This is a genomic window from Nonomuraea sp. NPDC001699, from assembly GCF_053596455.1.
In genome coordinates, this window is the sequence record NZ_JBSFGF010000016.1 from 59738 (window position 1) to 72702 (window position 12965).

Sequence of the window (12965 nt, forward strand, 5' to 3'; positions counted from 1 at the left end):
AGAAGAAACGGCCTTACGCGGAAGAGGAGAGGAAAGCGATCGTTTTCTCTTCTTGCGAGGATCAATGACGTTAGGCAAGGGACTGCTGGCAGCGGTCCTGGCAGGCACGCTGAGTGTGAGCGCGACGACGGGAACCGGCACGGCCGACGCGGGCCGGGAAGGGCCCGGGCAGCCGCGCTCCGGCACGGCGGGCAGTGTGACGCTGCTGACCGGCGACCGGGTCGTGGTCACGGGCAGGAGCTTCCGGGTGGAGCCGGGCGCGGACCGGGAGGTGCACTTCTCCTCCGGGTACCGCGACGGGCACCTGTACGTCGTCCCGTCCGACGCCGCGCCCCTGGTCGCCCAGGGGGTGCTGGACGAGCGGCTGTTCGATGTCACCCAGTTGCTCGCCTGGCGCTACGGCGACGCGGACACGCCCGACATCCCGCTGATCACACAGTCGCCGCGGGGAACGGCCCCCGCGCTGCGAGGCGCGGCGGCCACCCGGCAACTGACCAGCCTGAACATGACGGCCCAGCGGGTGGCCAAGAAGGGCGCCGGCGAGGCGTGGCGGAGCCTGCTCGGCGGGGCGTCCACGCTGGCCGCGGGCAAGGGCAGGATCTGGCTGGACGGCCGGCGTTCGTACACCCTGGATCGCAGCACCAAGCAGATCGGCGCGACCGAGGCGTGGCAGCGGGGTCTCACCGGACAGGGCGTCACGGTCGCGGTGCTCGACAGCGGGTACGACCCCACGCATCCCGACCTGAAGGACGTGGTCACCCAGTCGCGGAACTTCTCCGACGAGCCTGACATCACCGATCGAGTCGGACACGGCACGCACGTCACCTCGATCATCGCCGGCGCCGGCGAGAAGTACCGCGGCGTGGCGCCGGGAGCCCGCATCGCCTTCGGCAAGCTGGGTGAGCGCATCAGCGACTCCGCGATCCTGGCCGGGATGGAGTGGGCCGCCACGGAGGTCAAGGCCAAGATCGTCAACATGAGTTTCGGCGGCCCCGACGAACCCGGCCTCGACCCGATCGAGCAGGCGGTCAACACCCTGTCGCAAGCCACGGGCACCCTGTTCGTGGCGGCCGCGGGCAACGAGGGCGAGCAGAGCGGGGGCAGCGTGAGCAGCCCCGGCAGCGCCGACGCCGCGCTGACCGTCGGCGCGGTGGACCGCTCCGACCAGGTGGCCGACTTCTCCAGCACGGGCCCGCGTATCGGCGACCATGCGGTCAAGCCGGACCTCACCGCCCCCGGCGTGGACATCGTGGCCGCCGCCGCGGCGGGCACCGCCGACGGAACCCACGTGGCGATGAGCGGCACGTCGATGGCCAGCCCGCACGTGGCGGGAGCGGCGGCCATCCTCGCCCAGCGCCATCCCGACTGGACCGGGCAGCAGCTCAAGGCGGCGCTCGTCGGCAGCGCCAGCCCGACCGACGGTGCCACGCCGTACCAGCAGGGCGCCGGGCGGGTGGACGTGCTCCGCTCGCTGACCCAGGAGGTGATCGCCACTCCCACCGGCGTGTGGGCCGCCTTCCCCTGGGGCCGGCCCGGCGAGCGGCGGGCCACCGGGAAGATCACCTACAGCAACACCGGGGCCGCGCCCGTCACCCTGGACCTCGCGGACGGCTCCGACGTGCTCACGCTGTCGCCGCAGCGGCTGGAGGTGCCCGCGGGCGGGCAGGCGTCGGTCACGGTGACCATCGACGCCGAGGGCAAGGGCCCCGGCGACTATCCGGGCATCGTCACCGCCACGGCCGGTGACACGGTGGTCCGCACCCCGGCCGGGGCCTACGTGGAGCCGGAGTCCCATGACGTCACGGTGACCGTCAAGGGCAGGGACGGGGGGACCGCCGACGGCGTACAGAGCCTCGTCTACGACCAGGCGACCGGCGCGCAGCGCGGCCTCGTCTTCCACGGCGACACGGCCACGATCAGGCTGCCGAAGGGACGCTGGAACCTCTACAGCGAGATCTGGGGGAAGGCGGAACGCAGCTTGACGCTCGCGCACCAGCCGTTCGAGATCGACGACGCCGACGTGTCGCTGACGGTCGACGGGAGCAAGGCGAAGCGGATCACGTTCACGGTCGACGACCCCACGGCCGTCCCCGATCCCGCGCTCTCCCTCTCCGTGGTCAACGGGCCCTGGACAACCGCGATGATCGCGTTCGGCTACTCCGGCGGCTTCTACTTCGTCCCGGTGCGGCAGCCGGGGCTCACCTACCTGGCCCAGACCGTCTGGACCAAGAAGGACACGACGCCCAGCCCGTACCGCTACGACCTCGTCGACCAGCGGACGGACGGCTTCCCCGACAACCCCGGGTACGCCGCGCGGACGCGGGACATGGTCAAGGCGACCGAGACGTACCGCTCGACCGTCCCGGGTGCCACCGGCCTGCTGAACACGGGGCCGGTGCTGCCCGGCGGCGTCCTCTCGCCGGGATTGAGCATGTGGGAGGACATGCCGCTGCCGAGCCGCCTGACGCGGTACCTCACCCCGGGTTTCGCGTGGAACGACGAGTTCAGCACGGGCGGCCTGATCGAGCAGGGCACCGGCCCGGTGCGCGACAGGAACTTCACCCAGGTCTGGAACGCCGCGGTGACCGGCCCCTCGTTCGCCGTCTCCGGCGGCAGCCGGGCCGGCGACACCCTGGCCTTCCCCGCCGACGGGCTGTACAGCAGCGGAACCGCCGGGCGTACCGGCATGGACGCGGCCGCGACCGGCACCCTCACCCTGACCGGGAACGGAAAGGAGATCGCCACGACCGGCATCGCCGGCTGCCTCCCCTACCGCAGCGAGGAGTGCACGCTCACCGCCACGTTGCCGCAGGCCGACACCGCCTACGCGCTGACCGCCTCCTCCCGGCGGCCGGAGGCGAAGCTGTCCACTGCGGTCGACGCCGTCTGGACCTTCCGCTCCGCCCGTACGGCGAAGCCCGAGCCCCTGCCGCTGATGGCCGTGCGCTACACGCCGCAGGACCTCGATGACGACAACCGCGCCAAGCCGGGATCACGGACCACCATCCCGATCCGGGTCGAGCGCGCTCCCGGCGCCGGCCGGGCGGCGGTCTCCTCGATCAAGCTGGAGGCGTCCGCCGACGACGGCAGGACGTGGCGACCGGTGCCCGTCCGGGCGAGCCGATCGGGCTGGACGGCACGGCTGGACAACCCGGCCACCGCGGGGTACGTCTCGCTGCGCGCGACCGTCACCGACAAGGCGGGCGACGGCGTCACCCAGACCGTGACCCGCGCCTACGCCGTGGGCTGACCCGTACGGCCGGTGAGCTGAGGCTCCCGGCGAATCACGACTCGTCCGCCCCCGGGCCTTGCGGCCCGGGGGCGGACGAGTGCGGGTGAGGAGGCCCGTCAGCGGTCGCGATCACCCGCGGGGCTCATGGGATCCCGCTTCAGCTCTTCACCGCAGGAAGCTGGTCCGTCCACTCGGTGGTCACGGAGATGAACTCGGCGCTGAACGCCAAGTCGCCGTCGTCGACGAGGATGAGGTTGGCGCGGACCACCCGGGCCTTCTCGGGATCGATGACCAGTTCGATGTCCGTGCCGTCGTCGGGGTCCGGAAGGCTCAGACGCTGGCCGCCTTCGACCGCGCCCATGTTCACCACCCCCGGTGTCGCGGCGAGCGCGCGGAACGCGGCCGAGCGGACCGCCGCGGGCGTCGGCAGGTCGGTGATCAGCGCGAGCAGGGTGAGGGTGGGATCGCCGCGGATCTCGGACGCGGACATGTCCGTCTCTCGGCCTTCGCGCGCGACGATCCACGCCTTCAGCGCCTCCGGGTCCGTCGGCAGCGCTTCGAGCTCCTCGAAGCTCACCTTGGCGCCCTTGAGCCTGAGCGTCTTCGAGTCCGGCGCCTGGATGACGGCGCCGGCGTGATCCCCCGGCACGGCCCTGGTCCAGCGCTTGCCGTCGCGCCTGGTCCAGCTCTCTATCGGCGGCGGGGCGTCCGACGCGAGCCACCGACGCGTGACGTGCCAGTACGTCCCGGAGCCCTGGGGCGTACGTTCCGCGTGGACGGCGGCCATGAGCAGGACCTCCTTGCCCGTGACCGGTGCGCCGCCGTTCGTGGGCGCCCCCGTGGCGAACACGACCGCCGCGACGGCACCGGCGGCGGCCAGGGCGACACCCGGGACGAACCAGCCGGCACGCCGGCGTGCCCGGCCCGCCAGCACCCTTCGCTCCAGGCGCTCCCTGCCGCGCGCGACCGCCCCGGCGGACGGCTCCGGCTCGTCCAGCAAGGTGGCGATCTCTTCCAGGTCATCCATGGGTGGTCTCCTTGTCGGTGAGGGCCTGGATCTTGGCGCGGGCCCGGCTGAGCCGCGACCCCACGGTGCCGAGGGAAATGCCGAGCGCCTGGGCGATCTCGTTGTAGCTGAGCTGGCCCAGCGCCAGGAGCAGCAGCACGTCACGCTCGCCGCCGTTCAGCGAGGCGAGCGCCTTCGCCAGGTACGGCTGCGCGGTCGCGGACGTGACGACCCGGTTCTCGTGCCCCTCCACGACCGGCGCGGGGTCCAGCCGGGCCAGCGCCTTGTAGCGGCGGGCCTCCTTGTGGCGGTGCCTGGCCACCAGGTTGGTGGCGAAGCCGAGCAGCCAGGGCCGCAGACCACCTATTTCCGGGTTGAACCGGTCACGCCGGTCGAACGCCAGCAGGAACGTCTCCGCCGCGATGTCCTCGGCCACCTGGCTGCCCAGGCGTCCCGCCACGTACCGGTAGACGTCATGGAAATACCGGTCGTACACGGCGGTGAACAGCTCAGGGTTCCGCCGGTAGCCGGCGACGAGGTCGGCGTCGGCCACCTGCTCGCCCACGTGGGCGGTCATGTGCCGGTCTTTGTCATGAGTGTGCCTTCCGGTGGGTGATCATTACATTCACCCACCCTTCGCGGCGCACGCGGTCTTTCTTCCCGACCGCCGACCCACGGCTGCGGCTAGCGGGGGTCCTCCCAGGTGAACCCGTGCTCGAACGTCTGCTCGGCCAGCGCCTTCTGACCGGCGAGGTTGGGGTGGAAGAAGTCCCACTTGCTGACGTGGCCGAGCGTGAACGGGAAGGAGAAGATCGCGCCCTCGTCGGTGTCGCAGGCCGGCCCCATGGCCTGGCACGCCTGCGCCGCCTCCTGGTTGTAGGCCATCACCCGCGCCCGCACCCGCGCCCGGCGCTCGACGTCGGCCTTCCTCATCGAGGCCGGGTCGGCCAGCATGGTCTGGCAGACCTTCCCGATGGTCCAGAACGTACGGGCCAGCGGGTTGCCCTTGCCGACCTGCCACAACCGCCGCAGGTCGGGGACGCTGGCGATGAACACCCTGGCCTGCGGCATGCCGGCGCGCAAGGCCGACAACGCGGCGTCCATCCGCCGGCGGTAGAGCGCGACCGGCGTCATCTCCCGCTCGGTGCGCTTGCAGGCGTCCTGGGCGCCTATGAGGATCGTCACATAATCGGCCTTCGCCTCGATCGCCTTGTTCACCTGGCCGAGCAGATCGGCGCTCGTCGAACCCGGCACGGCGAAGTTCTCGCGATGGAGCGTTCCAGCCAGGCTCCGCAGCCGCAGGTAATGGCTGTCCACCGCCGCGTTGTCGCCCGCCGCCCACGAACGGGCCGCGCAGGAGACGTACCAGCCGCAGGAGTTGAAGCCCGTGGAGATCGAGTCGCCCAGCGCCGCCATCGTCTCAGGGACGGGCTGAGCTGCGGCGACGGCCTGCGCGGGCCCTGCGGCGGCCAGGACGAGGAGGGCGGTGACGACGGGGGAAAGGCGACCGATCATGGCCCCAAGGTAGGGAGTCGATCAAGGCGGCACCATGTCCTCAAGGCGAGGTCTGCCATTTCAGGACCGTCTTCCTATCACCGCTTGACAGCCTGTACGCGGGCAGGTTGCCCACATCCCAGGTCAAGATCCGGTTTTTTCCTGGTTCGCGGGTAGTAACACCGCATTCACGGGGGTCCGAGTCGAACGTGTTCAGTTCCCGCATAGAGTGTGTTGAGTGAGTGTCGCGCTCGGAACAACCCGCCCGCTACCGGTTCGCACCACCCCCGTCGGCGACCCCGGTGACCTGCTGGCATCCCTCCCGAAGACGGCGCCCTACGCCTGGATCAGGAACGGCGAGGGCCTGGTGGGATGGGGTCAGGCCGCCCGCGTCGCCGTGCCGCCGGGCCCCGGCCGCTTCGCCTGGGCCCGCGAGTGGCTGCGCACCGTCCTCGGCGACGCGCCCGCCGACGACGCCGGGCGCTCCCCCGGCTCCGGCTCCGGTCCCGTGGCCTTCGGCAGCTTCACCTTCGACGAGGACGCCCCCGGGTCGGTGCTCGTCGTCCCCCGCGCCGTGCTGGCCCGCCGCGGCGGCCGGGCCTGGCTCACCACCGTCGGCGAGGCCCCGCTGGAGACGTTCAGCCCCATCCGCGAGCCCGGCCGCATCAGCTACGGCGACGGCAGCCTCACCGCGCCCCAATGGGAGCACGTCGTCGCCCGGGCCGCCCGCCGCATCCGCGACGGCGAGCTGGAGAAGGTCGTGCTCGCCCGCGACCTGCTCGCCACCGCCGAGCACCCCATCGACGTGCGCCTGCTGCTGACCCGGCTGGCCCGGCGCTACCCCGAGTGCTACACCTTCTCCGTGGCCGGGCTCGTCGGCGCCACCCCCGAGCTGCTCATCCGCCGCACCGGACAGGAGATCGAATCCCTCGTCCTGGCCGGCACCACCGCCCGCGGCACCGGCCCGGCCGACGACGTCGCCCGCGGCGCCGCGCTGTTCGCCTCCCCGAAGGACCGCCACGAGCACGAGTGCGCCATCGCCTCCGTGCGCCAGACCCTCGCCCCGCTCTGCGCCTCGCTCGACACCCCCGACGAGCCCGAGCTCCTCGTGCTGCCCAACGTCCAGCACCTGGCCAGCCACGTCACCGGGCGGCTGGCCGACGGCGCGTCCGTGCTCGACGTGGTGGCCGCCATGCACCCCACCGCCGCCGTCGGCGGCACCCCGACCGACACCGCCATCAAGGTCATCCGCGAGCTGGAGGGCATGGACCGCGCCGGCTACGCGGGCCCCGTCGGCTGGATCGACGCCCACGGCGACGGCGAATGGGGCATCGCCCTGCGCTCGGGGCTGATCGAGGGCAACCGCGCCCGGCTGTTCGCCGGCGGCGGCATCATGGGCGACTCCGACCCGGCCGCCGAACTGGCCGAGGCCCAGGCCAAGTTCCGCGTCATGCAGTACGCGCTGGAGGGCTGAACGGCCTCAGCCCGGCACGTGCACGCCCTCGCCCACCTCGACGCGCGCCCGGCCGGCCGTCAGCGCGGCCACCCACTCGGCGAACGCCGCCACCTCGTCCTCCCCCACCGCCACCGCGAACGTCACCCCGGCCGCGTAGGTCACCTCGCGCAGCGCGAAGCGGGAGGCGCGCAGGTCGTTCTCCACCCGGCCCGCCTGGTCGTGGGCCACCGAGACGCTGACCAGCCTGGCCGGGACCATCCGCACCGGCTGCACCAGGTCGAGCGTCTCGGTCACCGCTCCGCCGTAGGCGCGCACCAGCCCGCCCGCGCCCAGCAGCACGCCGCCGAAATAGCGCGTGACCACCGCGACCACGTCGTTGAACCCCCGGCCGACCAGCGCCTGGACCATCGGCGTGCCCGCCGTGCCGCCGGGCTCGCCGTCGTCGTCGCCCTTCTGCAGCCGCTGCCCGATCACGTACGCCGTGCAGTTGTGGGTGGCGCCGGCGTGCTCGCGACGGCGGCCGGCGATGAAGGCGGCGGCCTCCTCGACGGTACGGGCGGGGGCCAGCGCGCAGACGAACCGGGAGCGGCGCACCTCGGTCTCGTGCTCGACGCCGGCCGCGAGGGTGAGGTACGGCTGGGACACGTCCGCCAGGCTACCTCCTTTACGTTGTAGATTCACTGGACAGGGTTTGAGCGGGATGCACGGGAGGCGCCCCTCCGCTGTGCGGGACGCACACGACCGATGCGCCGTCCGGCGCATACGGTGCGGCGCATGACCTATCGCGTCGCCATGGACATCGGCGGCACCTTCACCGACGTCGTCTGCTACGACGAGCGCACGGGGGCCGTCACCGCCTCGAAGGCGCCCACCACACCGGGGGACCTGGCCGAGGGCGTGTTCGCCGCGCTCGGCCGGGTCGTGGACGACCCCGCGGCCATCTCGTTCTTCGTGCACGGCACCACCCAGGGCCTCAACGCGCTGCTGGAGCGCAAGGGCGCGCGGGTGCTGCTGCTGGCGAGCCGGGGCGCCGGGGACGTCTACCGGATCGCCCGCGGCAACCGCGACCGCATGTTCGACCTGCGCTACCGCAAGCCGTCGCCGCTCGTGCCGCCCCGGGACGTCATGGAGGCCGGCGGCCGCCTGGACTTCCGGGGCCGCGAGCTCGAACCCCTCGACGAGGAGGCGGTGCGGCTGGCCGCCCGGCGGGCCCGCGAGGAGGGCTTCGACGCCGTCGCCGTGTGCCTGCTGTTCTCCTTCGCCGACCCGGCGCACGAGCTGCGGGCCGGTGAGATCCTGCGGGCCGAGCTGGGCGAGGACGTGCTCGTGGTGCTCTCGCACGAGGTCGCCCGGGAGTGGCGCGAGTACGAGCGCACCTCCTCGGCGGTGCTGGAGGCCTACACCGGGCCGGTCGTGCGCCGGTACCTGGCCAGGATCGAGCGGCGCTTCGCCGAGCGCGGCCTGCCGGTGCCGGTGCACGTGATGCAGTCGTCGGGCGGCCTGGTCAACGCCTCGTACGCGATGCGGCGGCCGTTGCAGACCCTGCTGTCGGGGCCGGTCGGCGGCACGATGGGCGGGGTCGCCGCGGCCCGCATGCTGGGCCGGGAGAACGCGATCTGCGTGGACATGGGCGGCACCTCCTTCGACGTCTCGCTCGTGGTGAACGGGCGTCCCGACGTCAGCGCCGAGGCCCGCATCGAGGGCTACCCGGTGCTCATGCCCGTCGTGAACCTGCACACCATCGGCGCGGGCGGCGGCTCGATCGCCTACGCCGAGGCGGGCGCGCTGCGCGTCGGCCCCGAGTCGGCCGGGGCCGTACCCGGCCCGGCCTGCTACGGCCGGGGCGGCACGCGGCCCACCGTGACCGACGCGAACGTGGTGCTCGGCCGGGTGGACCCGGCCTGGTTCGCGGGCGGGCTGATGACGCTGGACGAGGAGGCGGCCGGCGCGGCCGTGGTCACGCTGGCCGAGGAACTGGGCCTGGACCCCCTGCGGCTGGCCGAGGGCGTGTGCGACGTGGCCAACGCCAAGATGGCCCAGGCGATCCGCACGCTGACGATCGAGCACGGGGTCGAGCCGCGGGAGTTCGCGCTGGTCGCCTTCGGCGGCGCGGGGGCGATGCACGCGGTGTTCATCGCCCGCGAGCTGGGCATTTCCGAGGTCGTCGTCCCGCGCTTCCCGGGCGCGTTCTCGGCCTGGGGGATGCTGGAGGCGGACGTGCGCCGGGACCTGACGCGGCCCTACTTCCGGCCGCAGGACGCGCTCGACGGCCCCGGCATGTCCCGGCACCTGGTCGCCTTGGAGCGGGAGGCGCTGGACGCGCTGGCCGGGCAGGGCGTCCCTGAGGAGCGGCGCAGGGTCGAGCACGCCGTGGACCTGCGCTACGAGGGCCAGGACTACACGCTCACCATCCCGCTGCGCGACGCCGCCGAACCCGGCGAGCCGGGCTTCCTCGACACGATCGCGGCCCGCTACGCCGAGGCCCACACCAGCCGGTACGGCCACGCGAGCCCCGAGGCGCCGGTCGAGTTCGTCATGCTGCGCAGCACCGGGTTCGGCTCGTTCCCGCGCGCCGCCGCCACGGCCGCCGAGGCGCCGGAGGAGACGGCGGCGGGCGTCCGGGACGTGATCTTCGACGGCGTGCCGCACCGCACGCCCGTGCTGCGGCGGGCGGGCCTGTCCGGCTCGTTCGCCGGGCCCGCGATCGTGGTCGAGGAGACCGCGACCACGGTCATCCCGCCGGGCTGCCTGGCGGCCATCGACGACAACGGCTTCCTCATCGTGAAGGTGGACGTCCAGTGATCGACCCAGTGACGACCGAGATCATCCGGTGTGCCCTGTTGCAGGCCGCCGAGGACATGAACACCACCCTGATCCGCAGCTCGTACACGCCCGTGATCTACGAGGCCAAGGACTGCGCGGTGGCGCTGCTCGACCGCGACCACAACGTGCTCGGGCAGTCGTCCGGGCTGCCGATCTTCCTGGGCAACCTGGAGGTGTGCACCCGCGAGACCGAGCGCCTGTACGGCCGCGAGGTGTGGCAGGAGGGCGACGTGTGGGTGCTGAACGACTCCTACGTCGGCGGCACCCACCTCAACGACGTCACCGTCTACGGCCCGATCTTCGCCGACGGCGAGCTGGCCGGGTTCGCCGCCTCGCGGGCGCACTGGCTGGACGTCGGCTCCAAGGACCCCGGCGGCTCGATGAACTCCACGTCGATCTTCCAGGAGGGCCTGCGGCTGGGCCCGGTCAAGGTGTACGCGGGCGGGCAGCCGTGCCGCGACCTGCACGAGGTGATCGCCGGGAACGTGCGCTTCCCGCACGCCACGCTCGGCGACATGCGGGCCCAGGTGAGCTGCGCGATGACCGGGCAGCGGCGGCTGCGGGAGATCGTCTCGCGCTGGGGCCTGGAGACGGTCATGGCCGCCCGGGACCAGATCTTCGCCCAGACCGAGCGCATGGAACGCCAGGCCATCGCCGCCATCCCCGACGGCGAGTACGAGGCGTCCGGCTTCCTCGACAACGACGGCATCGACCTGGACACGCCGCTGCCGGTGAACGTGACGGTCACGGTGTCGGGCGAGTCGATGCACGTGGACCTGACCGACTGCGCCGACCAGGCGCTCGGCCCGGTCAACTGCGGCGCCGCGCAGGCCGTGGCGGCGGTGCGGGTGGGGTACAAGCTGCTGGTGTCGGGGGACGTGCCGCTGAACGGGGGCTCGTTCCGTCCGCTGAGCGTCGAGACCCGGCCGGGTTCGATGCTGGCCGCGCGGGCCCCGGCGGCGTGCCAGTACTACTACTCCCATCTCGGGCTGCTCATCGACCTGGTGGTCAAGGCGCTGGCCCCGGTGCTGCCGGGCAAGGCGGCGGCGGCCTCGTACGGGGACTCGATGATCGTGCAGTTCACCGGGACGGACCCGCGCACCGGCAAGCTGTACGTCTCCCAGGAGGCCACGGTCGGCGGCTGGGGGGCGTGGGAGGGCGGCGACGGCGAGTCCTGCCTGATCAACAACGTCAACGGCTCGCTGCGGGACATGCCCATCGAGGTGCTGGAGACGCTGTTCCCGGTCCGGGTGCGCCGCTACGAGCTGCGTCCGGGCACCGGCGGCGCCGGGCAGTGGCGCGGCGGCGACGGCGTGGTGCGCGAGTACGAGTTCTGCGGCGACACCTCGCTGTCGCTGTGGTTCGAGCGCTCGGTCACGCCCGCGTGGGGCCTGGCCGGCGGCGCGGCGGGCGCTCCCCCGCGGGTGACGCTCAACCCGGGCACGGCGGGCGAGCGCGAGATGCTCAAGGTCAACGCGCTGCCGGTGTCGGCCGGTGACGTGCTGCGCTGCGAGTCGGGCGGAGGCGGCGGCTACGGCCCCGCCGATCGCCGTTCCCCGCAGGCGCGGGCCGCCGACCTGGCCGAGGGCATGATCACGAACTGATCCGCGTTCGCCCGAAAATCGCACGGATTGTTCCCCGGTCTGTGAAGATGATCGACAACGCGGGGGCACGCGCGGCCTGGGGAGGCTGTGTCCCCGCCATGACCATCTTCACGAGGGGACTTCCATGACCATGTTACGAACGCGCCTTCTGGCCGGCTCCGCCGCGCTCGCCGCGGGCCTGGCCGGCGTCGCCGTGCTGACGCCGGCCGCGCCCGCCTCGGCCGCCAGGGTGGAGGCCGCCTGCTCCGACGCCGCCGGCGACGCCGCGGCGATCCAGGCGGCCATCGACTCCTCCAAGGACGGCGACGAGATCGTCATCAAGGGGCCGTGCCTGATCGACGCCACGATCAGCCTGGCCGACCGGCGCACCTACCGGGGCGACGCCAAGGCCGGCACGGTGCTCAAGCAGGCCGACGGCGCCAACCTGCCCGCGGTGCTGGCCTCCAAGGGTTGGCTGGAGGACACCGAGTTCAGCGGCGAGAGCGTGCGCGTCGAGCGGCTGACCATCGACGGCAACCGCGACCACAACACCGGCACGGTCGGCCTGCTGCTGCGCTCGTGGAACACCCGGGTCTACGACGTGGACATCTACGGCACGCCGTCCGACGGCATCCGCATCAGCAACCCGTCCAGGAACGGCACGACGCTGCGCAACACGATGGTCAACAGCGTCATCAGCGACGTCTACATCGAGGGCGCCGCCGAGGCCGGCATCCGCGTCGTCGACCCGGGCAACTCCGTCACCGACTGGACGCTCCAGCGCTCCTGGATCGGCTTCAGCGGCACCAATGCCATCCAGAGCGACAACGCGGCCGGCTGGACGATGAGCGGCCTGCACCTGTACGGGACGCCGAAGAACGCCATCGACGCCCACCGCTGCTTCGGCACCTCGATCCAGGACAACTACATCGAGGACTTCGGCTCCGAGGGCACGGCGGGCCAGACGTACTACGGCATCCGCTGCGACCTGCAGGGCGATGCCGCGACCACGATCACCGGCAACCGCGTGCACAAGTTCCTGCCGCACCCGAACGCGCTGGCCGAACTGCGCAAGGCCCGCCAGAGCGGTGCGGCGCCGCCCGAGCGCAAGATCGCCGCGACCGGCCCGCTCCCCGACGGCGTGGACTTCGTCTACCTGGCGCTGAACGAGGTCAACTACGGCGCGGGCCACGCCGCGATCACCGGCAACACCGTCGTCGGCCACGGCACCAAGCGCGAGACCGGCATCCTGCTGGCCAAGGGTGAGGGCGAGTCGATGTCGATCGCCTCCTCGGGCAACCTCCTCGACGGCGTCGGGAAGCGGCGCAAGGTCGGCGCGGGCGTGCACCTCACCAGGGGCTACTGACCCGA

Annotated in this window: 9 protein-coding genes; 5 read left to right on the forward strand and 4 right to left on the reverse strand. The window is 72.6% G+C overall.

What is annotated here, in order from left to right; all coding sequences use genetic code 11:
* The first annotated feature begins 64 nt into the window (after positions 1 to 64).
* Positions 65 to 3250, forward strand: a complete 3186-nt coding sequence (locus tag ACWCSU_RS36080; RefSeq protein WP_449941144.1) for a S8 family serine peptidase — start codon at positions 65 to 67, stop codon at positions 3248 to 3250.
* A gap of 139 nt (positions 3251 to 3389) precedes the next feature.
* Here ACWCSU_RS36080 and ACWCSU_RS36085 read toward each other — a convergent pair whose 3' ends face one another.
* The 3 genes from ACWCSU_RS36085 to ACWCSU_RS36095 form a co-directional block, all read right to left on the reverse strand.
* Positions 3390 to 4259: a CU044_5270 family protein gene (locus tag ACWCSU_RS36085; RefSeq protein ID WP_449941146.1), complete on the reverse strand. Its 870-nt coding sequence runs from the start codon at positions 4257 to 4259 to the stop codon at positions 3390 to 3392.
* Complete coding sequence (locus ACWCSU_RS36090; RefSeq protein ID WP_357706892.1) at positions 4252 to 4815, reverse strand: RNA polymerase sigma factor; 564 nt, start codon at positions 4813 to 4815, stop codon at positions 4252 to 4254. Before ACWCSU_RS36090 ends, ACWCSU_RS36085 begins: the two co-directional genes overlap by 8 nt.
* Positions 4816 to 4922: 107 nt before the next feature.
* Positions 4923 to 5753 carry an SGNH/GDSL hydrolase family protein gene (locus ACWCSU_RS36095; RefSeq protein ID WP_364095730.1) on the reverse strand — a complete coding sequence of 277 codons (831 nt, stop codon included), beginning with the start codon at positions 5751 to 5753 and terminating at the stop codon, positions 4923 to 4925.
* 217 nt (positions 5754 to 5970) lie between these two features.
* On the opposite strand from ACWCSU_RS36095, the gene ACWCSU_RS36100 reads away from it, so the two are divergent.
* A complete protein-coding gene (locus ACWCSU_RS36100; protein WP_357706895.1) occupies positions 5971 to 7206 on the forward strand; it encodes an isochorismate synthase in 1236 nt (411 codons plus the stop codon).
* A 6-nt stretch (positions 7207 to 7212) separates the two neighbouring features.
* Here the strand turns inward: ACWCSU_RS36100 and ACWCSU_RS36105 are convergent, their stop codons facing one another.
* Positions 7213 to 7833, reverse strand: coding sequence for a YigZ family protein (locus tag ACWCSU_RS36105; RefSeq protein ID WP_357706896.1), 621 nt, complete (start codon positions 7831 to 7833; stop codon positions 7213 to 7215).
* A 129-nt stretch (positions 7834 to 7962) separates the two neighbouring features.
* Between ACWCSU_RS36105 and ACWCSU_RS36110 the strand changes: the two genes are divergently transcribed.
* From ACWCSU_RS36110 to ACWCSU_RS36120, 3 genes are all read left to right on the forward strand, one after another.
* Positions 7963 to 9990 carry a hydantoinase/oxoprolinase family protein gene (locus ACWCSU_RS36110; protein ID WP_449941151.1) on the forward strand — a complete coding sequence of 676 codons (2028 nt, stop codon included), beginning with the start codon at positions 7963 to 7965 and terminating at the stop codon, positions 9988 to 9990.
* Entirely contained in the window at positions 9987 to 11615 is a 1629-nt protein-coding gene (locus ACWCSU_RS36115; RefSeq protein ID WP_449941154.1) for a hydantoinase B/oxoprolinase family protein, read from the forward strand. Before ACWCSU_RS36110 ends, ACWCSU_RS36115 begins: the two co-directional genes overlap by 4 nt.
* Positions 11616 to 11739: 124 nt before the next feature.
* Positions 11740 to 12960, forward strand: a complete 1221-nt coding sequence (locus ACWCSU_RS36120) for a right-handed parallel beta-helix repeat-containing protein (protein ID WP_357706899.1) — start codon at positions 11740 to 11742, stop codon at positions 12958 to 12960.
* Positions 12961 to 12965 lie beyond the last annotated feature (5 nt).

Coding starts and splice junctions, on each gene's coding strand:
- ACWCSU_RS36080 (WP_449941144.1), top strand. CDS start 65: ATGACGTTAGGCAAGGGACTGCTGGCAGCGGTCCTGGCAGGCACGCTG.
- ACWCSU_RS36085 (WP_449941146.1), bottom strand. CDS start 4,259: ATGGATGACCTGGAAGAGATCGCCACCTTGCTGGACGAGCCGGAGCCG.
- ACWCSU_RS36090 (WP_357706892.1), bottom strand. CDS start 4,815: ATGACCGCCCACGTGGGCGAGCAGGTGGCCGACGCCGACCTCGTCGCC.
- ACWCSU_RS36095 (WP_364095730.1), bottom strand. CDS start 5,753: ATGATCGGTCGCCTTTCCCCCGTCGTCACCGCCCTCCTCGTCCTGGCC.
- ACWCSU_RS36110 (WP_449941151.1), top strand. CDS start 7,963: ATGACCTATCGCGTCGCCATGGACATCGGCGGCACCTTCACCGACGTC.
- ACWCSU_RS36120 (WP_357706899.1), top strand. CDS start 11,740: ATGACCATGTTACGAACGCGCCTTCTGGCCGGCTCCGCCGCGCTCGCC.